Source organism: Pseudomonas sp. MONT-RG-20F-20-E-7-02 (assembly GCF_022662395.1).
In the GTDB taxonomy this organism is placed as follows: Bacteria; Pseudomonadota; Gammaproteobacteria; order Pseudomonadales; family Pseudomonadaceae; genus Aquipseudomonas.
Genome location: NZ_JAKNQN010000003.1, coordinates 463417 through 486077 on the forward strand (window position 1 = coordinate 463417; position 22661 = coordinate 486077).

General features: G+C 61.2%; 21 protein-coding genes. 11 read left to right on the forward strand and 10 right to left on the reverse strand.

Annotated features, from left to right (window positions below; genetic code table 11):
* Nucleotides 1-72: 72 nt before the first annotated feature.
* Nucleotides 73-897: an aspartyl/asparaginyl beta-hydroxylase domain-containing protein gene (locus L8I05_RS11255; protein WP_242168955.1), complete on the reverse strand. Its 825-nt coding sequence runs from the start codon at nt 895-897 to the stop codon at nt 73-75.
* 374 nt (nt 898-1271) lie between these two features.
* Between L8I05_RS11255 and fabV the strand changes: the two genes are divergently transcribed.
* Complete coding sequence (fabV, locus tag L8I05_RS11260) at nt 1272-2465, forward strand: enoyl-ACP reductase FabV (protein ID WP_242168957.1); 1194 nt, start codon at nt 1272-1274, stop codon at nt 2463-2465.
* Nucleotides 2466-2735: 270 nt separating this feature from the next.
* Nucleotides 2736-3359, forward strand: a complete 624-nt coding sequence (locus tag L8I05_RS11265) for an HAD family phosphatase (protein ID WP_242168959.1) — start codon at nt 2736-2738, stop codon at nt 3357-3359.
* Here L8I05_RS11265 and L8I05_RS11270 read toward each other — a convergent pair.
* Complete coding sequence (locus tag L8I05_RS11270) at nt 3356-4261, reverse strand: LysR family transcriptional regulator (RefSeq protein ID WP_242168961.1); 906 nt, start codon at nt 4259-4261, stop codon at nt 3356-3358. The genes L8I05_RS11265 and L8I05_RS11270 overlap by 4 nt on opposite strands.
* Before the next feature lie 103 nt (nt 4262-4364).
* Here L8I05_RS11270 and L8I05_RS11275 point away from each other — a divergent pair, with 103 nt between their 5' ends.
* Nucleotides 4365-5534: an aspartate aminotransferase family protein gene (locus L8I05_RS11275; protein ID WP_242168963.1), complete on the forward strand. Its 1170-nt coding sequence runs from the start codon at nt 4365-4367 to the stop codon at nt 5532-5534.
* Between the two features lie 125 nt (nt 5535-5659).
* Here the strand turns inward: L8I05_RS11275 and punR are convergent, their stop codons facing one another.
* On the reverse strand, nt 5660-6574 hold the full coding sequence (punR, locus tag L8I05_RS11280) for a DNA-binding transcriptional activator PunR (RefSeq protein ID WP_242168965.1): 915 nt from the start codon (nt 6572-6574) through the stop codon (nt 5660-5662).
* Between the two features lie 122 nt (nt 6575-6696).
* On the opposite strand from punR, the gene punC reads away from it, so the two are divergent.
* Nucleotides 6697-7881, forward strand: a complete 1185-nt coding sequence (gene punC / locus L8I05_RS11285; protein ID WP_242168968.1) for a purine nucleoside transporter PunC — start codon at nt 6697-6699, stop codon at nt 7879-7881.
* 129 nt (nt 7882-8010) lie between these two features.
* Here the strand turns inward: punC and L8I05_RS11290 are convergent, their stop codons facing one another.
* Nucleotides 8011-8844: a nucleoside-binding protein gene (locus tag L8I05_RS11290; protein WP_242168970.1), complete on the reverse strand. Its 834-nt coding sequence runs from the start codon at nt 8842-8844 to the stop codon at nt 8011-8013.
* Nucleotides 8845-9002: 158 nt separating this feature from the next.
* Here L8I05_RS11290 and L8I05_RS11295 point away from each other — a divergent pair, with 158 nt between their 5' ends.
* Nucleotides 9003-10505, forward strand: a complete 1503-nt coding sequence (locus L8I05_RS11295; RefSeq protein WP_242168972.1) for a nucleobase:cation symporter-2 family protein — start codon at nt 9003-9005, stop codon at nt 10503-10505.
* 254 nt (nt 10506-10759) lie between these two features.
* Here L8I05_RS11295 and L8I05_RS11300 read toward each other — a convergent pair whose 3' ends face one another.
* Complete coding sequence (locus L8I05_RS11300) at nt 10760-11692, reverse strand: proline iminopeptidase-family hydrolase (RefSeq protein WP_242168974.1); 933 nt, start codon at nt 11690-11692, stop codon at nt 10760-10762.
* Nucleotides 11693-11785: 93 nt separating this feature from the next.
* A complete protein-coding gene (locus L8I05_RS11305) occupies nt 11786-12550 on the reverse strand; it encodes a LuxR family transcriptional regulator (protein WP_242168975.1) in 765 nt (254 codons plus the stop codon).
* A gap of 182 nt (nt 12551-12732) precedes the next feature.
* Between L8I05_RS11305 and L8I05_RS11310 the strand changes: the two genes are divergently transcribed.
* The 6 genes from L8I05_RS11310 to L8I05_RS11335 are packed head-to-tail and all read left to right on the forward strand — an operon-like array spanning nt 12733 to nt 18889.
* Nucleotides 12733-13620: a proline iminopeptidase-family hydrolase gene (locus L8I05_RS11310; protein ID WP_242168977.1), complete on the forward strand. Its 888-nt coding sequence runs from the start codon at nt 12733-12735 to the stop codon at nt 13618-13620.
* A gap of 3 nt (nt 13621-13623) precedes the next feature.
* On the forward strand, nt 13624-14571 hold the full coding sequence (locus L8I05_RS11315) for an ABC transporter permease (protein WP_242168979.1): 948 nt from the start codon (nt 13624-13626) through the stop codon (nt 14569-14571).
* Entirely contained in the window at nt 14568-15425 is an 858-nt protein-coding gene (locus tag L8I05_RS11320; protein WP_242168981.1) for an ABC transporter permease, read from the forward strand. Before L8I05_RS11315 ends, L8I05_RS11320 begins: the two co-directional genes overlap by 4 nt.
* Entirely contained in the window at nt 15422-16378 is a 957-nt protein-coding gene (locus L8I05_RS11325) for an ABC transporter ATP-binding protein (protein ID WP_242168983.1), read from the forward strand. The genes L8I05_RS11320 and L8I05_RS11325 overlap by 4 nt, the downstream gene beginning before the upstream one ends.
* On the forward strand, nt 16375-17373 hold the full coding sequence (locus tag L8I05_RS11330) for an ABC transporter ATP-binding protein (RefSeq protein WP_242168984.1): 999 nt from the start codon (nt 16375-16377) through the stop codon (nt 17371-17373). Before L8I05_RS11325 ends, L8I05_RS11330 begins: the two co-directional genes overlap by 4 nt.
* 1 nt (nt 17374) lies before the next feature.
* A complete protein-coding gene (locus L8I05_RS11335; protein ID WP_242168986.1) occupies nt 17375-18889 on the forward strand; it encodes an ABC transporter substrate-binding protein in 1515 nt (504 codons plus the stop codon).
* Between the two features lie 154 nt (nt 18890-19043).
* On the opposite strand, the gene L8I05_RS11340 is transcribed toward L8I05_RS11335, so the two are convergent.
* From L8I05_RS11340 to L8I05_RS11355, 4 genes are all read right to left on the reverse strand, one after another.
* The gene (locus tag L8I05_RS11340) at nt 19044-19784 is read right to left on the reverse strand and encodes a YciK family oxidoreductase (protein WP_159954958.1); all 741 of its coding nucleotides are present in this window, start codon (nt 19782-19784) and stop codon (nt 19044-19046) included.
* A 90-nt stretch (nt 19785-19874) separates the two neighbouring features.
* Nucleotides 19875-20546, reverse strand: a complete 672-nt coding sequence (mupP, locus tag L8I05_RS11345; RefSeq protein WP_159954959.1) for an N-acetylmuramic acid 6-phosphate phosphatase MupP — start codon at nt 20544-20546, stop codon at nt 19875-19877.
* A 4-nt stretch (nt 20547-20550) separates the two neighbouring features.
* Nucleotides 20551-21249 carry a bifunctional 2-polyprenyl-6-hydroxyphenol methylase/3-demethylubiquinol 3-O-methyltransferase UbiG gene (gene ubiG / locus L8I05_RS11350; protein WP_003172645.1) on the reverse strand — a complete coding sequence of 233 codons (699 nt, stop codon included), beginning with the start codon at nt 21247-21249 and terminating at the stop codon, nt 20551-20553.
* Nucleotides 21250-21313: 64 nt separating this feature from the next.
* Complete coding sequence (locus L8I05_RS11355) at nt 21314-22645, reverse strand: TRZ/ATZ family hydrolase (RefSeq protein ID WP_242168988.1); 1332 nt, start codon at nt 22643-22645, stop codon at nt 21314-21316.
* Between the last annotated feature and the right edge of the window lie 16 nt (nt 22646-22661).

Consider the following 22661-nt stretch of genomic DNA (forward strand, 5'->3'; position numbering starts at 1 on the left):
CGCACGAGACTGTAGTTTGGCCGCCTCTCGGGCAGGGCGCAAACACCGTCCAGCACCATCATGCCGCAGAACTTACTGAATCAGCTTCCAGTTTTTGTAGAAAACCCGACGCAGGGTAAACACCAGCCCGGCAAAGCCTGCGATCACGGCGTTGAGCACTGACGGCAGCAAGGTCGGCCGCACGATATCAATGAACAGGCAGTAACGTTTTGCGTCGTTCTTGTTGAAGGACGCGTGCATCAGCGTGTCATCGAAGATAAACAGCGGGTCGTCGTGCCAGTAGTGCTTGTGCTTGCCCACCTGGATATAGACACCGTCGTGGTGCGGCGCCGGCGCCATGTTGTAGAGCACGCGGAACATCATGCGCAGCGGGCCGAAGTGGAAGGACGTCGAGCGGTTTTCGTTGAACACCGAGACGCCGATGGTCTTCACATACGGCAATTTTTTGCGCAGTTGCGGAATGTCCAAAGTGGTTTCAATCGGGCGGCCGTACCATTGGAAAAACAACATGCCGCGCTTCTTCTCCGCCATGCGTTCATCCAGGTAGCTGATGATCTCATCCTTGTTGGCCATGGCATCGTCGATCACTTGCTGCAGGTCTTCACGCCAGGCTGGCGGCAGGTCGCGCATGGTGTAGACATGGCGGTTGCGCAGGCTCAGCAGGTCGAACAGGGTGTTGAACGGCGCCAATATCCAGGTATTACGACCGCTGCCGATGAAATATTTTTTGATCGTGTCGGCGTCATACAGGCCGTTGCGCAGGAAGTCGTAGACCCCGCACACCAGCACCAGGCCGAGAAATACCGCAGTGGTCATGGGAAACAGGCAAATAATCAGCAGGACGCCGATTGCCCAGGCGACCGACACTGCATTTTTGCGTAAGGCAGACTTGCTCATGAAACTCAGCTCCAGCTGGACGCCATTCGACAGGTCCGGATCCGTGGCTGCGAGTGGTGGGGGTGTCGAAACATGTTGATACATCCCTCTTATGATAAGGCGTTCAGCGACGAATAGGCGTTTTAAATATTGCGAAATTGTGAAGGAATTGAACAAATCTTCACGGTTATGGTCAGGCGCAGAGTTTAGGCCGCAAACCCGTAGGAGGGTGAACGGTAGCAGGCATACGCCAAAAAGCGCTGCGCCGATTGAATTTTGTAAACAGAAGATTTGCGACTATCGTGACGCTTCGGTTTTTTGGACGTCATAGACCGGTACGATTAAGTTGAATGGCCACCATTGGCCTTCGGCACCTTGGAAGAGGCAGAAATTTTATGATCATCAAACCGCGGGTTCGTGGCTTTATCTGTGTGACCGCTCACCCTGTTGGCTGTGAAGCGAACGTCAAGGAACAGATCGACTACGTGACCCAACACGGCGTCATCGAAGGCGGCCCTAAAAAGGTGCTGGTCCTCGGCGCTTCCACCGGTTACGGCCTGGCCGCGCGCATCAGTGCCGCGTTTGGCTGCGGCGCCGACACCTTGGGTGTGTTTTTTGAGAAAGAAGGCGAAGAAGGCAAGCTGAGCTCCGCCGGTTGGTACAACAGTGCTGCGTTCGAGAAGTTTGCGGTTGAAAAAGGCCTGTACGCCAAGAGCATCAACGGCGACGCGTTCTCCGACGAGATCAAGCGCCTGACCATCGAAACCATCAAGAAAGACCTGGGCAAGATCGACCTGGTGGTCTACAGCCTGGCCGCGCCACGCCGTACCGACCCGCAAGGCGTGGTGCACAACTCCACCCTCAAGCCAATCGGCAAGGCCGTGACCCTGCGCGGTATCAACACCGACAAAGGCGTTGTGGTCGACACCACGCTTGAGCCTGCGACCCAGGAAGAAATCGACGGCACCGTGAAAGTCATGGGCGGCGAAGACTGGCAGCTGTGGATCGACGCCCTGCGTGACGCCGATGTATTGGCCGAAGGCGCCAAGACCACCGCGTTCACCTACCTCGGCGAAAAGCTGACCCAGGACATCTACTGGAACGGCTCCATCGGCGAAGCCAAGAAAGACCTGGACAAAAAAGTCCTGACCCTGCGCGACAACCTCGCCGCGCTGAAGGGCGACGCCCGTGTGTCGGTGCTCAAGGCCGTGGTCACCCAGGCCAGCTCGGCGATCCCGATCATGCCGCTGTACCTGTCGCTGCTGTTCAAAGTAATGAAAGAGCAGGGCACCCACGAAGGCTGCATCGAGCAGGTCTACGGCCTGTTCAAAGACAGCCTGTACGGCAGCGAGCCGAAGCTGGACGCCGACGGCCGTCTGCGCGCCGACCTGGCCGAGCTGGAGCCGAAAGTCCAGGACGCCGTGGCCGCGTTGTGGAACCAGGTCACCGACGACAACGTCAACGAGATCAGCGATTTTGCCGGCTACAAGGCTGAGTTCCTGCGCTTGTTCGGCTTTGAAATCGACGGCGTCGATTACGAAGCCGATGTGAACCCGACCGTGAAAATCAATGGCTTAGTCCAAGCCTAAGACGCGGTCAAAAATGTGGGAGCGGGCTTGTGTGGGAGCTGGCTTGCCTGCGATGCAGCCGCCTCGGTGTTTCAGTTACACCGCGGTGATGCTATCGCAGGCAAGCCAGCTCCCACACATGCCTGCTCCACACATGCCTGCTCCACACATGTCTACTCCCACACATGTCCACTCCCACACATATCTGCTCCTGCACTTCATCGCGCTCCCGCGCACCCTCACAATCTGCCAGACTCCTAGCGCTATCAAGCCACGCTAACGGAGGATCTGATGACGATTCGTGCAGTAGTTTTTGATTTCGGCGGTGTCCTGTTCGACTGGAACCCGCACCACCTGTACCGCCAGCTGATCACCGACGATCACGAGCGGCAGCACTTTCTTGACACCATTTGCACCCAAGCCTGGAACACCGAGCAAGACGCCGGCCGCAGCCTGGCCGAAGGCACGCGCCACTTGATCGAGCAGTACCCGCAGCACGAAAGCCTGATCCAGGCGTACTACGACCGTTGGCACGAGATGCTGCGTGGCGCGTTGCCGGAAGGCGTGGCGATCCTTGAGGCGCTGCATAAGGCCAATATGCCGCTGTTCGGGCTCACCAACTGGTCGGCTGAAACCTTCCCCTATGCGCGCGCCAACTATCCGTTCCTGCAGCATTTGCGCGATATCGTGGTCTCGGGCGAGTTGAAGCTGATCAAGCCGGACCCTGCGATCTATCACGCCAGCCTCAATCAGGTGCGCGCCCATCTGCCGGATATTCAGCCCGGTGAAGTGGTGTTTATCGATGATGTCGCCGGCAATATCGAGGCGGCCGTGGCCCTCGGTTGGCAGGGCATTCACCACGTGTCGGCCGAGCGCACGGCGGCGCGCCTGCGGGAGTTGGGCGTGGCCTTTTAGAGCGCCCACTTTTCCATGGCGAAATCCACAAAGGCGCGCAGCTTGGGCAGGCGGTAACGGTCCTGGCGGTAGAGCAGGTGCATGGGGCGGCTGGACAGTTGATAGGTGGTCAGCAAGGCCACCAGCTTGCCGCTCTCCAGGTCCGGTTGCACCAGGGCATCGGCGAGCATGATGACGCCCATGCCGTTGACGGCCGCCTGGCGCAAGCCTTGCGAGCTGTTGATGGTCAATGAGCCCGACACCGGGACTTCCACCTCGCCTTCTTCGCCGGTCATGCGCCAGAGCTTGTCGGTGTCGCGCCAGTTGTCGGTCGCCGGGTAGGCGAACGCCAGGCAGTCGTGCTGGCGCAGGTCATCGGGTGTGTGCGGCGTGCCACGTCGCGCCAGGTACGCAGGTGACGCGCAGAGGGTGAGGGTGTAGGCCTGCATGGGCCTGGCGATCAGGCTGGAGGTTTCCAGTTCGCCGAGACGGATCGCCACGTCGAAGCCGCTGTCGACCAAGTCCATTCGCTCGTTGCTCAACTCCACGTGCAGGTTGATCAGCGGGTAGCGCTGGGAGAATTCGCTCAAGGCCGGTGCCAGGCGCTCGGTGCCGAACACCGGTGGCGCGGTGATGCGCAGGCTGCCTTTGGGGGTTTCGCTGTGGGCCTGCTCTGCCAGCAACTCGGAGTCGGCGACCAGTCCCAGCACTTCCAGGCAGCGCTGATAGTACTGCCCGCCAAATTCGGTGAGGCTTTGTTTACGCGTGGTGCGCTTGAGCAGGCTGACGCCCAGGCGCTGTTCCAGGGCGCGCAAGTGATTGCCGACCATGGTGGTCGACATCCCGCATTCTTGCGCGGCGGCCGTCATGCTGCCGGTCTCGACCACTTTCACATACACCGACATTGCCTGGAACAAATCCATTATCAAGCCCTGGTTTAAAGTCATTGCAGGAATACGCAGTTTATCCAGCTCAAGTGGCTAACGATACTGCGCGCATCCCAACGATGCACTGGAGCTTGCCACCATGACCGCCGCCTGCCTGATGACCACGTATCAACCCCTGGCCCTGAGCTTTACCCGTGGCCTGGGCACGCGCCTGTGGGACCAGCAGGGCCGTGAATACCTCGACGCGGTGGCCGGTGTGGCGGTGACCAACGTCGGGCATTCCCATCCCAGGTTGGTGACGGCGATCAGTGAGCAGGCGGGCTTGTTGCTGCACACCTCCAACCTCTACAGCATCGACTGGCAACAGCGCCTGGCCCAGCGGCTGGCACAGCTGTCCGGCCTGGACCGTGCGTTCTTCAACAACTCCGGCGCCGAAGCCAACGAGACGGCGCTGAAACTCGCTCGGCTGCATGGCTGGAAAAAAGGCATCGAAGAACCGCTGGTGGTGGTGATGGAAAACGCCTTTCACGGGCGCACCCTCGGCACCATGGCGGCCAGCGACGGGCCGTCGGTGCGCCTGGGCTTCCAGCGCTTGCCGGGGGATTTTCTCAAGGTGGCGTTTGGCGACTTGGCGGCGCTGGAAGCCATCACTCAACAGTTCAGCACGCGCATCGCGGCCGTGTTGCTGGAGCCGATCCAGGGCGAAAGTGGCGTGCTGCTGGCGCCGCCCGGCTACTTGAAAGCCCTGCGCGATCACTGCACGCGCCACGGCTGGCTGATGATGCTGGATGAAATCCAGACCGGCATTGGCCGCACCGGCGCCTGGTTTGCATTCCAGCATGAAGGCATTACCCCGGACGTGATGACCCTGGCCAAAGGCCTCGGCAACGGCGTGCCCATCGGCGCCTGCCTGGCCCGGTCCGCTGTGGCGCAGCTGTTCACCCCCGGCAGCCACGGCAGCACCTTCGGCGGCAACCCGCTGGCCTGCCGCGTCGGCTGCACGGTGCTGGATATTATTGAGGAGCAAGGCTTGCTGCAGAACGCTGCGCAACAGGGCGAGCGGCTGCTGGCACGGTTGCGGGTGGAATTGAGCGAGCATCCACAGGTGCTGGCGATTCGCGGGCAAGGGTTGATGATTGGCATCGAACTGGCTCGCCCTTATCGCGACCTGGCCTACCGCGCAGCGCAGGAACACGGCCTGCTGATTAACGTGACGCGCGGCACGATCATCCGCCTGCTGCCGCCGCTGACGCTGGATGCAAAAGAGGTGGAGATGATCGTAAGGGCCATCACCCGCTTATTGGACTGAAACCGGATAAAAGTGTTGGAGCAGGCTTGTGTGGGAGCTGGCTTGCCTGCGATAGCATCACCTCGGTCCCACATTAAGACCGAGGCGCTTGCATCGCAGGCAAGCCAGCTCCCACATATGCCCACTCAATTGGCTGGGCCATTCAACCATTCCTGATTCATGGTTTCGGTATCGCCCAGGTACTCCAGCAACCAACTCATCGCCGGCGACAGCTTGTTCTGCGCCCACGCCACGCACGACGGGCTGGCCGGGAACGGCCGGCTCAATTGCAGCGCCACCAGCTCGCCGCGTTCAATCCACGGCAGCACTTGATGCGCCGGTGCCATGCCGACGCACAGGCCATCGCGCAGGCAATCCAGCGCCGAGGCCCAGTTGGGCACCACCAGCCGGCGCTGGTTATCCAGGGTCCAGGTGTCGCGCTTGGGCAAGTTGCGCGAGGTGTCGGTCATGCACAGCGACGCGAACGGGCGCAGTTGGTCGTCGCTGAGCAAGCCGTCCATCGCCGCCAGCGGGTGCTTGGCGCTGACCACGCACAGCCAGTTCAGCAGCCCCATGTCACGAAAGGTGAAGTGGCTGGCCACCGGCACGGCGCTGGTGGCGCCGATCACGATGTCGGTGCGCTCATCGGCCAAGGCGTCCCACACGCCGTTGTACACCTCATATTCCAGCAACAGTTCCACCTCGGGGAACTGCCGGTAGAAGTCCAGCACCAACTGCCGACAGCGCTGGGGTTTGACGATGGAGTCCACGGCCACCTTCAATTGCCCGCTCCAGCCATTCGCCACCTGTTGGCACAAACGCCGGGTGCCGAGCATTTTTTTCATCACGCCGCGGGCTTCGTCTATAAATAAACGGCCGGCGGGCGTCAGCTCTACATCGCGATGCCTGCGCACAAACAGCGGCACCGCCAGCCATTCTTCAAGCTGGCGCACGGTGTAGCTGATGGCGGACGGCACGCGATGCAGCTCCTGGGCGGCGGCGCTGAAGCTGCCGTGGCGTGCCACTGCATCGACGACGTCCAGTGAGTATTCGGACCACATGGCGGCTGCCTTCAAAATATTTGATAAGAGTGTCCAATTATTATCGCTTCACACACTCACTGTCAGCTTCATAATAGGCGCCAGTCAGCAAATAGTTTGATGGCAGGTTCAGCAAGGCTTCAATGAAAAATTCTTTTGGTTTCACCTGGTATCTGGCGGGGCTGAGCATGCTCGGTTATCTCGCCATGGACATGTACTTGCCGGCGTTCGGCGCCATGGGCGAGCAATTGCACATCAGCGCGGGGGCCGTGGGCGCGAGCTTGAGTATTTTCCTCGCCGGTTTTGCGGTGGGGCAGTTGTTGTGGGGGCCGTTGTCCGACCGTTTGGGACGCAAGCCGATCCTGCTGACGGGCCTGAGCCTGTTCGTGCTGGGTTGCGCCGGCATGTTCTGGGTCGAAACTGCGCCTCAGCTGCTGGCGTTGCGGTTTATGCAGGCGATTGGCGTGTGTTCCGCCGCCGTGAGTTGGCAGGCACTGGTGATCGACCGTTACCCGGCTGAAAAGGCGCACCGCGTGTTCGCCAGCATCATGCCGCTGATGTCGCTGTCACCGGCACTGGCGCCGTTGCTGGGTGCGATGGTGTTGAATCACTTCGGCTGGCAGGCGATCTTCGCGGTGTTGCTGGGCGTGTCGCTGCTGTTGCTGCTGCCGACCCTGTTCCTGCGCAAGATGCCGAAACGTCGCGCAGAGCAGGGCGAACCTTCGCGCCTCGGTTATGGGCAGTTGCTGACCTCGCGCGTGTTCACCGGCAACGTGATGATCTTCGCCGCCTGTTCCGCCAGTTTCTTTGCCTGGCTGACCGCGTCGCCGTTCATCCTCGGCGATATGGGTTACAGCCCGAATGACATCGGCCTGAGCTACGTGCTGCCGACCTTGGCTTTTCTGATCGGTGGTTACAGCTGCCGCAGCGCGTTGCAGCATTACCAGGGCAAAACCCTGTTGCCCTGGTTGCTGGTGGCGTATTGCATCAGCATGGTGGTGTTGTACCTGGTCGCCACGTTGACGGTGCCGACCCTGACCACTTTGCTGATTCCGTTCTGCCTGATGGCGCTGGTCAACGGTGCGAGCTACCCGATTGTGGTGGCGAATGCGCTGATGCCGTTTGCGGAAAATTCCGGCAAGGCGGCAGCGCTGCAAAACACCCTGCAACTGGGGCTGTGCTTTCTCAGCAGCCTGTTGGTGTCGTCGATGATTGATCAGCCGTTGTTGATCACTGTGATTGTGATGTTGGCGACCGCGCCGTTGGCGGTGTTGGGTTACTGGCTGGCGCGGCCAAAGGCGGACAAATCCGAGCTCGCCAACGCCTAAAGCTGAAATGGGATCAAAACTGTGGGAGCTGGCTTGCCTGCGATAGCATCGACTCGGTGATTCTGAAGTACCGAGGTGTCTGCATCGCAGGCAAGCCAGCTCCCACAGTTGATTGGGTTTCTTCAGTGGTTAGAAGGTGACTTCCATATTCAGCGTCGGCGTGGAGGTCCGAGTACCCCGCCCGCCATCCACGCCGAATTTGTTGTGCCAGTACTCATACCCCACGCCGAGATACAGGTTCGGCTTCACGCTTTTACCCGGCCGCACCGCCACCATCAGCGCGCTGCGCATCAGTGTTTCCGGTGCGGTGTCACGGCCATGGTAGTCCTCGCCTTTTTCCCCGACGTAATTGATAAACCCCTGAAACTTCGCCGCGTGGTTGGCGATGTCGAACGGGCGCATCCACGTCAGGTTGAGCATGTAGGTGTCGTCGAACGTGTGGTTCGACTCCTGCGCGCCGGGGATGCCGGTGTGGTTCCTTTCCTTGTAGTACATCAGGCTCAAATCCAGCACGCCGACGGTGTTGAACTTCAACGTCGGGCCGATCACCAGTGCGCGTTTTTTGGCTGAGGCGGCGTTGTTGTTGCGGTTGGCGTCGAAACCCAGGGTCAGCGCGTAGTCCTTTATCAGCCCGGTGCCGAGCGGCATATCAAATACCCGCGACGCGTACAGCTGGTGCCGGTACACGGCGTAGACCTCACTGCCGCCATGGTCGGTGCCCTTGCGCGGGTCGTGGCTGTCGGACAGGAACACATCCAGGTTCAGGTAGTTGCTGCCGTATTGGTAGCCGCTGGCGTGGGTAAAGCTGTAGATGCGCTTGCTGAAATCATCCGGGTTATTCGGATTGGTGAAGTGCTGGCCGTAGCGAAATCCTACGCTGTTGTTCATCCATTCCACCGCGACAGCCTCCCCGCCGCCGAGAAGGGTGAGTGCAACGGTTGCGCCCTGTAATGCCTTTTTCATTGTTATAGGTCCTTTGGCGTTCTGGCTCATGACGGCCGGATTATTTTTGTAACGCCGATGGAGGGTATCTTGTTCGCTTGATTGTATACAACTCTATGGACATCCAGTCCAAACATTGCATACAGTGTTCGCACAACAAAAACAGAGAACCCCTCACCATGACTATCCCGAAGGCGTCACCGCAGCGGCCAGAAGATGAGAATCTCGGCGTCGCGGCCAACATGGCTTACGGCCTGCAGCATGTGCTCACCATGTACGGCGGCATTGTTGCCGTGCCGTTGATCGTTGGCCAGGCGGCCGGTTTGTCGCCGGCGGACATCGGCCTGTTGATTGCCGCGTCATTGTTTGCCGGTGGCTTGGCCACGCTGTTGCAGACGCTCGGCCTGCCGTTTTTTGGCTGCCAGCTGCCGCTGGTGCAGGGCGTGTCGTTTGCCGGTGTGGCAACCATGGTGGCGATTGTCGGCAGTGATGGCGCGGGCGGGGTGCCGGCGATTCTCGGGGCGGTGATGGCCGCGTCGTTTATCGGGCTGTTGATCACGCCGGTGTTCTCACGGATCACCAAGTTTTTCCCGCCATTGGTCACCGGCATTGTGATCACTACGATTGGCCTGACGCTGATGCCGGTGGCAGCGCGCTGGGCCATGGGCGGCAACAGCCGCGCGGCGGATTTCGGCAGCATGGCCAATATCGGCCTGGCGGCGCTGACCCTGGTGCTGGTGTTGTTGCTGAGCAAGATCGGCAGCGCGACCATCTCGCGCCTGTCGATCCTGCTGGCCATGGTGATCGGCACCGTGATCGCGGTGTTCCTCGGCATGGCCGACTTCTCCGGCGTCGCCCAAGGGCCGATGTTTGGTTTCCCCACACCTTTCCATTTCGGCATGCCGACCTTTCACCTGGCGGCGATCATTTCCATGTGCATCGTGGTCATGGTGACCTTGGTGGAAACCTCGGCGGACATCCTCGCGGTGGGCGAGATCATCGACACCAAGGTCGACTCCAAGCGCCTGGGTAACGGTTTGCGCGCCGACATGCTGTCGAGCATGTTCGCGCCGATCTTTGGCTCATTCACCCAAAGTGCGTTCGCCCAGAACGTCGGTTTGGTGGCGGTAACCGGGGTGAAAAGTCGCTTTGTGGTGGCGACGGGCGGGGTGTTCCTGGTGGTGCTGGGCCTGCTGCCCTTTATGGGCCGAGTGATTGCCGCCGTGCCCACCTCGGTGCTGGGCGGCGCCGGTATCGTGCTGTTCGGCACCGTGGCGGCGAGTGGTATTCGCACCTTGTCGAAGGTGGATTACCGCAACAACATGAACCTGATCATCGTTGCCACCTCCATCGGTTTCGGCATGATCCCCATCGCCGCGCCGAACTTTTACGATCACTTCCCCACCTGGTTCGCGACCATTTTCCACTCGGGCATCAGCTCGTCGGCGATCATGGCGATCTTGCTGAACCTGGCGTTCAACCACTTCACCGCCGGTAACTCGGACCAGCAATCGGTGTTCGTCGCCGGGACTGAGCGCAGCTTGTGTTTCCACGATGTGGCGGCATTGCGCGATGGGGATTACTTCAGTGGCGGCAAGTTGTTTGATGCTGAAGGGAAGGAGATTCCGGTGGTGGCGGATGTGCCAAGAAAGGCCGCAAAGCCTGAAACCACCGAAGTCTAAATGATCGCTCCCACGCTCTGCGTGGGCGTGCATCCTGTGACGCTCCGCGTCACGACCTTGAAAGCGGACGCAGAGCGTCCAAAGGGGCATTCCCACGCGGAGCGTGGGAACGATCACTTAGCCAGCCTTGAGGACTTATGATCGCTCCCACGCTCTGCGTGGGCGTGCATCCTGTGACGCTCCGCGTCACGACCTTGAGAGCGGACGCAGAGCGTCCAAAGGGGCATTCCCACGCGGAGCGTGGGAACGATCAATTAGCCGGCCTTGAGGACTTTGTGCGGCATTGAACATGCCTCATCCAAAAACTTCACCACTGTGCCCATGCACGCCTGGCGTTCTTCCACATGGGGCATGTGGCTGGAGTCTTCAAACAGCGCCCAGCGCACGTCCGCGATTTCATCCAGGAACGGCTTGACCACCAACGGCGTGGCCTCGTCGTGCCGGCCGGAGATCACCAGGGTCGGCACATTGATCGCCGACAGCCGGCCAATCACATTCCAATCCTTCAAGCTGCCGATCACGTGAAACTCGGTCGGGCCACTCATGGCGTGGTACACGGTCGGGTCGGCATCCACGGCGGCAAACGTGCGCGCCACTTCTTCCGGCCACGGGATGACGCGGCACACGTGCTGGTCATAAAAAATCCGCGAGGCGACGAGGTATTCCGGGTCCTGGTAGGTGCCGGCCTGTTCGTGTTTAAGCAGGGTTTCATGCACGCCTTCCGGCAACAGTTTGCGCAGACGGTTGGCTTCGCTGACCCAAGTGCGCATGCAGGTGGGCGAGTTCGCCGGGATAAACGCGCGCAGGCCTTTGGGCTGCAAAATCGCGTGTTCGCTGCCGAGCATGCCGCCCCAGGATTGCCCGAGGATCGCGTAGTTATCGCTGATTTGCAGATGGTCGAGCAGGTTGTTCAGCTCGGCGAGGAACAGATCGATGGTCCAGAACGACGCGTCTTTATCCGGCAAGTGGGTGGAGCGCCCATTGCCCAGTTGGTCGTAGTGAATCACCGCATGGCCGCTGGCCGCCACGTCTTTGAAGGCGTCGACGTAGTCGTGCGTGCAGCCGGGGCCGCCGTGGATGATCACCAACGGTGTACGGCCGGTGGTCAGGTCGCCGGTCACGCGATACCAGGTCTGGTAGGCGCCGAAGGCCGCATAGCCTTCGCGGACTTTGTCGAAGAATTCCATTTCGTACCCTGCTCTGAAAAAAAGGATCAGGGCTACGATAATCGTCACGCGACGTTTAAGTAACTAGCAAAACAGCTAGGTTTTGCTGACGGATCAATCCTCCAGCAAGCGGTAATGGGTGGCCCGCACCACCGCCTGCACGCGGTTCTTGGCCCCCAGTTTGTGCATCGCCGAGGCCAGGTGCAGGGTCACCACCGCTAATGAGCGGCTCAACTGCGTGGCGATTTCAGCGGCCGTAAGGCCATCGGCGGCCCATTTCAGGCATTCGCGCTCGCGTTTGGTCAGGTGAATATGCGGGTACGTGCGTAGTTCTTTGCTGAACAGCGGGTAGGCCGCTTCCTGCAGGGCATGGGTGATCAGGCTGAAGTCCGCCAGGGTCTGCTGCGCGTCCTTCAATACCGTACGCGCCTTGCCGGTGCGCAGGCCGGTCAATGACGCGAAGCCGCCGCGCGGCAGGTGGATGGGCACGCTGACACCGCAGGTCAGTTGGCGGTCATGCAGGTAGGAGGACACCGGCGCGTGGCACGGGTCGATGATCTTTTGCAGTGCGGTATCGGCTTTCGCCTCGTAGGACCACACGAACGGCGACACCGTGCTCAGGGCCAGATGTTGCACCGGGTCGATCTGGTAGAAGCCTTCGCTGCACCATAACGCGTGCCAGTCGGGCGGCGTATTGCGCAGTTCCAGCACCGAAGGGGTGATCAGTGAGCCGTCCTGGTCAATCGGCACTGGCGTGTAGTCGTACACCAGCGCATCGAAGCCCAACTGCTGGGCGAGGATAAACGTATTGTCCATCTGTTCATCCAGGCTCCTGCCTGGCATGAGACGGTTATTGAAGGCAGTAAGCTTGGCCAGCATCCGTTCTGCTCCCGAATTCATTTGAATCTCGACTTGCGGCAAGTAGAATGCCACGCCCCGGCGAAGGACTGCCAGGCCAAACCTATAAGAAATACTAGGTTATGGACGCGCGGCATCCTCGGTAGTGTTGGCCCATAAACGGCCGCTACCTGCCAGGCCGATACAACACAAGGAATGTATGCATGTGGCGTGAAATTGCCCCCGACCAGCAGTACAACGTGCAAGTCGATGGCCATAACCTCGTGGTCTACAGCTTTGGTGACGGCGATGAGGTGCTCTTGTGTCTCAACGGCGGCCCAGGCCTGCCGTGTGACTACTTGCGCGACGCCCATGGCTGGCTCAAAGAGCATAACCTGCGAGTGGTTGCATTCGACCAGCTTGGCACCGGCGCATCAGCCAGACCCACCGATGTTGCCTTGTGGGAAATCGGCCGTTATGTCGAAGAAGTCGAAACCGTGCGCCAGGCCCTCGGCTTGGGCCGCGTGCACTTGCTCGGGCATTCCTGGGGCGGCTGGTTGGGCATCGAATACGCCATCCACTATCCCCATGCGCTGAAAAGCCTGATCCTTTCAAATACCGTCGGCGACATTCCGCACCTGTCCCAGGAGCTTGAACGCCTGCGCGGCGCCCTCGGCAGCGAAACCGTGGCCATGATGCAGCGCCACGAAGCCATGGGCACCCTCGATCACCCGCAATACCAGGCCGCCATCACCTTGCTCAACTACCGCCACGTCTGCCGTCTGGACGAATGGCCCGAGCCGGTCAAACGTTCGTTAGGCGACTGGAACATGGGCCCCTACGAAACCATGCAAGGCCCCAACGAATTCCTCTACATCGGCAACCTCAAGGACTGGAACCGCATCCCCGAGATGGCCGAGTTCAGCATGCCGATCCTGATCACCACCGGCCAGCACGATGAGCTCACGCCCGCCTGTGCCCAGCGCATGAAACTGGCCGCCAGGCATGCCGAACTGCACGTGTTTCCCAACAGCAGCCACATGCCTTTTTATGAGGAGCCCCACGCGTACTTCCCGGTGCTGCTGGACTTCCTCGCGCGTCACCGGGGCTGACGGATGAACCTGGCGCGTTACCGTTTTGTGCTGTCCCGGCCGCTGCAACTGCTGCCGGTGCTGTTTGGCATCAGCCTGATCACCTTTGTGCTGGTGCGTTCGATTCCCGGCGACCCGGCGCGGGCCTTGCTTGGCTCGCGCAGCACGCCGGATGCCTTGCTGAAAATCCGTGCCCAATACGGCCTCGATCAGCCGTTGTGGCTGCAATATTTCTACTTCCTCAAGAACCTGCTCAAGGGCGATCTCGGCCAATCCCTGCTGTATAAGGTCGACGCGTTGAAGCTGATCGTCACCCGTATCGAGCCGACGCTGGTGCTGGTGCTCGGCAGTGTGGTGCTGGCGCTGTTGATTGCGCTGCCGTTGGCGACCTGGGCGGCGCGCAATAAAGGCGGCTGGGCAGACAACCTGATCCGGGTGTTCACCACCGTCGGCCTGGGCATGCCCGCGTTCTGGCTGGGCTTGATGTTGATTCTGTTGCTGAGTGTGAAGTGGGGCCTGTTCCCGGTGTCCGGCTATGGGCGCACCTGGCTGGACAAAGCCCACCATATGCTGCTGCCGTGTCTGACCATCGCCCTGGCGCTGTCAGCGGTACTGGTGCGCAACCTGCGGGCGAGCATGTTGATGGAGTTGCAGGCCGATCACGTCACCGCCGCCCGCGCGCGTGGGCTGTCGGAGGCCGCCGTGTTCCGCCGGCATGTGTTGCCCAATTCGCTGGTGCCGGCGGTCAACCTGCTGGCGGTGAATATCGGCTGGCTGATCAGCGGCACGGTGGTGATCGAGAGCCTGTTCGCGATTCCCGGTATTGGCCAATTGCTGGTGCGCGGCATCTTCACTCGCGATTACATGGTGGTGCAGGGCGTGGCGATGGTGCTGGCGTGTGCGACGGTGGTGGTCAACTTCCTCGCCGACGTGGTGACAGTCACCCTCGACCCACGGGTGAAGATGCAATGAGCAGCCGCCCACTGATTGCCCCGTGGCGCTTGCGCCTGCGGTTTGGTTTTCGCAACGGTCGGCTCACCGCCGTGTGGGGGCTGTTGATTCTGCTGCTGTGGTTGGCCCTGGCGCTGTTTGCGCCGTGGATCGCGCCTTTTGACCCGATTGCGCAAAACACCGAAATCAGTTTGCTCGGGCCCAGCCTGGCCCATCCGTTTGGCACGGATAACTACGGGCGCGACATTCTTTCGCGGGTGATCTGGGGCGCGCGCATCGATCTGCAACTGGCGATTGTCGGGGTGATTTTCCCGTTCATGATCGGCACCTTCATTGGCGCGGTGTCCGGCTATATCGGCGGGCGCTTCGACAGCTTCTGCATGCGTGTGATCGACGTGATCCTGGCCTTCCCGTTCCTGGTGTTGATGCTGGCGATCATGGCCATCCTCGGCCCCGGCTTGCAGAGCTTCTATATCGCCATGGCGCTGGTGGGCTGGGTCTCGTACGCGCGGCTGATTCGCTCGCAAATCCTGGTGCTCAAGGAAAGCGAGTTCGCCCTGGCCGCCAAGAGCCTGGGCTTTGGCCATGGGCGCATTCTGTTTCGGCATTTGCTGCCCAACGCGATGTTCGGTTCGATTGTGTTTTCCATGTCTGACGCGGTGCTGGTGCTGCTCAACGGCGCCGCCGTGAGCTACTTGGGCCTGGGCGTGCAACCGCCGACCGCCGAGTGGGGCACGATGGTCGCCGAAGGGCAGGCGTTTATCACCACGGCCTGGTGGATCTGCACGTTTCCGGGGCTGGCCATCGTCACCTTGGCCATGGGGTTCAGCCTGCTCGCCGATGGCGTGGCGCACGTGTTGGGGGAGCGCACATGAGCCTGCTTCAAGTGCGGGACCTCAGCGTGATCGCCAACAATACCGGGCGCGATGTCACCTTGGTCGACCGCGTGTCCTTTGACCTGGCCGAAGGTGAAATCCTCGGGCTGGTGGGCGAGAGCGGCTCGGGCAAGACCATGGCCTGTCGCGGGCTGATGCGCCTGTTGCCGTCGCCCAACCTGCGCGTGCAAGGCGGTGCTGTGCGCCTGGCCGGGCAAGACTTGTTGGCGTTGGATGACGCCGGCATGCGCGCCATACGCGGCGGGCAATTGGGCATGATCTTCCAGAACCCCAGCAGCCACCTCGACCCGTTGATGCGCATCGGCGAGCAGATCGCCGAGGGCATCCGCCTGCACCAGGGCGCGTCGAAAAAAGACGCGCGCCTGCAGGCCATCGAGGTGCTGCGTCAGGTCGGCATTCCCGATCCCAAGGCGCGGGTCGACAATTACCCACACGAGTTTTCCGGTGGCATGCGCCAGCGCGCGATGATCGCCGTGGCGCTGGGTTGCAACCCGAAAGTGCTGATCGCCGACGAGCCGACCACCGCCCTCGATGTGACGGTGCAAGCGCAAATCCTGCGCCTGTTACTGGACCTGCGCGACAGGCGCGGCCTGTCGATCATCATGATCACCCACGACCTCGGTGTGGTGGCGCAGACCTGCGACTCCATCGCGGTGATGTACGCCGGGCGCCTGTGCGAGCACGGCAGCAAGTACGACCTGCTGGCCCATCCGCAACACCCGTACACCGCTGGCCTGATCGATTGCCAACCGGCCCATAGCAGCGGCCACGCCTTGCTGCGCACGATTCCCGGGCAGCCGCCGTTGCTGGATGCATTGCCCGACGGTTGCCGCTTCAACCCGCGCTGCCCGCAGGCGCGCGCGTTGTGTTCCGAATTGCTGCCGCAAGGCACGCGGGTGGCGTGTCACTATCCGTTGGGAGATCGCCCGTGAGCCTGTTGCAGATCAAGGACCTTGAGGTGCGTTTTGCCGCGTCCGGCACGGGCCTGTTCGGCCTCAATAAACAGTGGGTGAGGGCGGTCAACGGCGTGTCGCTGAACCTGGCCGCAGGCGAAACCCTGGGGCTGGTCGGCGAGTCCGGCAGCGGCAAGAGCACGCTCGGGCGGGCGATCCTGCACCTCAACCCGATCAGCGCCGGCCAAGTGCTGTTTGACGGCATCGACATGGCCCACGGCAGCGCCATCGATATCGCCCGCCTGCGGCATGAAACCGCGATGATCTTCCAGGACCCGTACGCCGCGCTGAACCCCCGCCACACCATCGGTGAAACCATCGCCGAAGTGTTACGCGTGCAGCGCAAAGTCGCCCCGCAACAGATCGCGGCGCGCGTCGATGAACTGCTCGACCTGGTCGGCCTGCGCCCCGAACTGGCCAGTCGCAAACCCGCTTCCCTCAGCGGCGGCCAGTGCCAGCGCGTCGGTATCGCGCGTGCCCTGGCGGTGGAGCCGCGTTTGATCATTGCCGATGAATGCGTGGCGGCGCTGGATGTGTCGATCCAGGGCCAGATCATCAACCTGCTGTTGGAACTGCAACAGCGCATGAACCTGGCGATTCTGTTTATCGCCCACGACCTGGCCATTGTGCGTCGCCTGTGTGACCGCGTGGCGGTGATGTACTTGGGCAAGATCGTCGAAGAAGGGCCGGTGGAAGCGGTGTTTACCGCGCCGCGCCATCCGTACACGGCGGCGTTGATCGAGGCGATCCCCGAGATCGATCCGCATCGGCCATTGCCTGCAGAACCACTGCCGGGTGAGCCACCGAGTCCACTGAATTCGCCTACAGGCTGCGCCTTTCACCCGCGTTGCCGACATGCCCGGACGATGTGTTCCGTGGTGTTGCCGCCAACGCATTTCCTGCACGAGCATCGATACAGTTGCGTGCTTGAACAGCCATTGACCCTTTCTGCCGTCCTAAACAAGGAGTTATGACATGCAATCCCGTCACTTGAAGTTGCTCGCCGCCGCTACATTAACGGCGTGGTCTCTTACCGCTGGCTTGGCGCAAGCCGCCGGCGTACTGACCATCGGCTGCCGTGAAGACAGCACCACCTTCGACCCGATCAAAAGCGCGCAAAACCGCGACACCTGGGTGTTCGCCAACGTCTACGACACGCTGGTGCGCGTGGATAACCTGGGTACCAAGATGGAACCGGGCCTGGCGCAAAGCTGGGAGATTTCCAAGGACGGCCTGACCTACACCTTCAAATTGCGCGATGCGAAGTTCTCCGACGGCTCGCCGATCACCGCCGATGATGCGGCGTTCAGCTTGCTGCGTATCCGCGACAACAAGGCCTCGCTGTGGAGCGACCCGTTCAGCCTGATCAACACCGCCAAGGCGTCGGACCCGCAAACGCTGGTGGTCACCCTGAAAACCCCGGCGGTAGCCTTCCTCTCGCAATTGGCGTCGCCGACGGTGTCGATCCTGTCGGAAAAGGCCATGACCAAAATGGGCGAAGACGCCTACTCGGAAAACCCGGTGACCTCCGGCGCGTTTACCGTGGAAGAGTGGCGCAAGGGCGATCGGGTCATTCTCAAGAAGAACCCGAACTTCTGGCAGGCCAAGAACGTCAGCCTGGATGGCGTGGAGTGGGTGTCGGTCACCGATGACAACACGCGCATGCGCATGGTGCAGAACAACGAACTCGACACGGCGATCTTCGTACCGTTCTCACGCGTCGAAGAGCTGAAGAAAGACAAAAACGTTGTGATCCACGCCGACCCGTCCACCCGTGAAGATCACCTGCTGATCAACCACGCCCACGGCCTGCTCGCCAAGCAGCAGGTGCGCGAGGCGCTGGACATGGCCATCGATAAACAATCGCTGGTCAAGACTGCCACTTACGGTCAAGGCACCGTGGCCTATTCCTACATCCCAAAAGGCTCGCTGTACCACTACGCCAACAATCTGCAACGCCCGTATGACCCGACCGCCGCCAAGAAACTGCTGGAAGAGGCTGGCGCCAAGGACTTGAAGCTCAATTACGTGGTCAACGCCGGCAACGAAGCCGACGAGCAGATTGCGGTGATCATCAAGGACCAGTTGGCCAAGGTCGGTGTGACCGCCAACCTGCAGAAAGTCGACCCGACCCAAAGCTGGCAGATGCTGGTAGACGGTGAGTACGATATTTCGGTGATGTACTGGACCAACGACATCCTCGACCCGGACCAGAAGACCACTTTCGTGCTGGGCCACGACACCAACCAGAACTACATGACCCGCTACAAGAACGACAAGGTCAAGGCACTGGTGGCGGCGGCGCGGATCGAGGCCGACCCGGTCAAGCGTGAGCAGATGTATGTGGAATTGCAGAAGCTGGCGAAACAGGATGTGAACTGGATCGACTTGTACTACAGCCCGTACATCAACATCTCACGCAAGAATGTGAGCAACTTCCTGCAGAACCCGTTGGGGCGTTTTACCCTGGAAGAAGTGGTGAAAAACTAAAGCACACCGCTTGCTCGTTCCCACGCTCTGCGTGGGAATGAATCCTATGACGCTCCGCGGCACCCTTGCATAAGCGGGACGCGGAGCGTCCTTGGCGGCATTCCTACGCGGAGCGTGGGAACGATCAGCGGAGTGTGGGAACGATCAGGGCGGGTTACTGCGCATCAAACGCCTGCCCATTGATGCCGGCACTGTCCGGCCCCATCAGGTACAGGTACACCGGCATGATTTCTTCCGGCGCCGGCCGTTCCATCGGGTTTTCACCGGGGTAGGCCTGGGCGCGCATGCTGGTGCGTGTACCGCCTGGGTTGATGCTGTTGGCGCGTACCGAGGCGACGTCTTCCAGCTCATCGGCCAGGGTTTGCATCAAGCCTTCGGTGGCAAATTTCGACACGCCATACGCGCCCCAGTACGCCCGGCCTTTGCGCCCGACGCTGCTGGAGGTGAACACCACCGACGCGTCCTGGGACAGCTTGAGCAGCGGCAGCAAGGTGCTGGTCAGCATGAACATTGCGTTGACGTTGACGTGCATCACCCGCATGAAGTTTTCACCGGACAACTGCTCGATCGGCGTGCGTGGGCCGATGATCGAGGCGTTGTGCAGCAGGCCGTCGAGGTGGCCGAACTCCTTTTCGATCATCGCGGCCAGCTCATCGTATTGATGGGGCAGGGCGGTTTCCAGGTTGAACGGAATCACCACCGGCTGCGGTTGGCCCGCGGCTTCGATCTCGTCATACACCTGGGCCAGGTTGGCTTCGGTCTTGCCCAGCAACAGCACGGTGGCGCCATGGGCGGCGTAGGTTTTTGCCGCTGCGGCGCCAATCCCGCGACCGGCGCCGGTCACCAGGATTACCCGGCCTTTGAGCAGTTCTGGGCGTGCAGAGTAATCAAACATAAATAGCCTCGACAGAATTCAAGGTGATACAGCTCTTGAAGTGGAATCCATTTCAGGTGGGAGCTCAGTGTGGGTGAGATCTTCGAACAATCAGCAACTGCACAGTGCGTTATCCAGCACCTTGCGCAGTTCCAGCGGGTGATCCACCACCACATCGGCGCCCCAGTTGCGCGGGTTGTCGTCCGGGTGGATGTAGCCGAACGTGACCGCGGCGGTGCGGGTGCCGGCGTCGCGGCCGGACTCGATGTCACGCAGGTCATCGCCCACGAACAGCACGCTGGCCGGGTCCAGGTCGAGCATCTTGCACGCCAGGATCAGTGGCTCCGGGTCTGGCTTGCTGTTCTTCACGTGGTCCGGGCAGATCAGCAGCGCCGAGCGCTCGGCCAGGCCCAACTGCTGCATGATCGGTTCGGCAAAGCGCAGCGGCTTGTTGGTGACCACGCCCCACACCAGCTTGGATTTTTCGATGTCCTGCAGCAGTTCTTCCATGCCGTCGAACAGTTTGCTGTGGATCGCGCAGCCCTTGAGGTAGCGCTCCAGGAACTCCAGGCGCAGTTCTTCAAAGCCTGGGGATTCGGGGTCCATCGAGAAGGTCACGGCGACCATCGCCCGCGCGCCACCGGAGATTTCATCGCGGATGTGCTGGTCGTTGATCGGCGCCAGGCCGCGATCGGCGCGCATCGCCTGGCAGATCGCGATGAAGTCCGGCGCGGTGTCCAGTAACGTACCGTCCATATCGAAGAGAACCGCTCGCAACTTCACAGGCTTACTCCTCGCGCAGGGTCTGGATCATGTAGTTGACGTCAACGTCGCTGGCCAGCTTGTAGTGCTTGGTCAGCGGGTTGTAGGTCAGGCCGATGATGTCTTTGACGGTCAGCCCGGCCTGACGGCTCCAGGCGCCCAGCTCGGAGGGGCGGATGAATTTCTTGAAGTCATGGGTGCCGCGTGGCAGCAGCTTCATGATGTATTCAGCGCCGATGATCGCGAACAGGTAGGCCTTGGGGTTGCGGTTGATGGTGGAGAAGAACACCTGGCCGCCCGGCTTGACCATGCGAAAGCACGCGCGGATCACCGAGGACGGGTCGGGCACGTGCTCAAGCATCTCAAGGCAGGTGACCACGTCGAACTGCTCGGGCATTTCCTCGGCCAGGGCTTCGGCGGTGATCTGGCGGTATTCCACGCTCACGCCGGATTCCAGCTGGTGCAGTTGGGCCACGGCCAGTGGCGCTTCGCCCATGTCGATGCCCATTACGGTGGCGCCACGCTGGGCCATGGCTTCGCTGAGGATGCCGCCGCCGCAACCGACGTCGAGCACCTTCTTGCCGGCCAGGTTGACGCGTTCATCAATCCAGTTGACCCGCAGCGGGTTGATGTCGTGCAGGGGTTTGAACTCGCTTTCGCGGTCCCACCAGCGGTGGGCCAGGGCTTCAAATTTGGCGATTTCGGCGTGGTCGACGTTGCTCATGGTGAATCCTCTAAATCTGATAAATCGGTTTGCCTGCCCTGAACGCCAGGGTTCAAGATCGGCGTTATTCGCTGTGCCCGCTGATGCGTTGGCCCCAGGCAATGGCCGTGGCGGTCAACTGTTGTTCATCCATGCGGGTCAATTGCCGGTCGTCGAGCAACTGCTTGCCGGCGACCCAAAGGTGTTTCACACAATCGCGTCCGGTGGCATATATAAGCTGTGAGACCGGATCGTAGATCGGTTGTTGCGCCAGCCCTGAAAGATCAAAGGCCACGATATCGGCAGCCTTGCCGACTTCCAGCGAGCCAATCTCGCTTTCCAGGCCCATGGCGCGGGCGCCGTTGAGCGTGGCCATGCGCAGGGCGCGGTGCGCATCCAGGGCGGTGGCCGAGCCGGCGACGGCCTTGGCCAGCAGCGCGGCGGTACGGGTTTCGCCCAACAGGTCAAGGTCATTGTTGCTGGCGGCGCCATCGGTGCCGATCGCCACGTTGACGCCAGCCTGCCACAGACGCTCCACCGGGCAAAAGCCGCTGGCCAGTTTCAGGTTCGATTCCGGGCAATGGATGATGCTGGTGTTGCTTTCTACCAGCAAAGCCAGTTCATCCTCGCTGATTTGGGTCATATGAACGGCCTGGAAGCGTGGGCCGAGCAGGCCGAGGCGGCCCAGGCGCGCCAAGGGGCGTTCACCGGTCTTCTCGACGGCTTGCTGCACTTCGAAGGCGGTTTCGTGCACGTGCATATGGATGGACGCGTCCAGCTCTTCGGCGATGATGCGGATTTTCTCCAGGTTTTCGTCGCACACGGTGTACGGCGCGTGGGGCCCGAAGGTGATCTTGATGCGCGGGTGGTGCTTGAGGTCGCCGAACAGCTCGACGCCCTGGCGAATCGCCTCATCGGGTGTGCTGGCGCCGGGAATCGGGAAGTCGAGGATCGGAATCGCGATTTGTGCGCGCATGCCGCTGTTATGCACGCAGTCGCTGGCGACCTTGGGGTAGAAGTACATGTCGGAGAAGCAGGTGATGCCACCCTTGAGCTGTTCGGCGATAGCCAGGTCGGTGCCGTCGCGCACGAAGGCTTCATCGACCCATTTGGCCTCGGCGGGCCAGATGTGCTTTTCCAGCCAGGTCATCAACGGCAGGTCATCGGCCAGGCCGCGAAACAGGCTCATCGCCGCGTGCCCGTGGGCGTTGATCAGGCCGGGGCTGAGCAGCATGCCCGGCAGCTCGCGTACTTCACTGGCCGCCAGCTTCAAGGCCGCAGCCCGCGGCCCGATAAAGGCAATGCGCCCATCACGGATGCCCAGGCCATGTTCCTTGAGCACCACGCCGGCAGGTTCGACAGGCACCAGCCAAGTGGGCAGCAGCAGCAGGTCGAGCGGGGCGGCAGTGGAGGTCATCGCAGGCTTCTTCCCA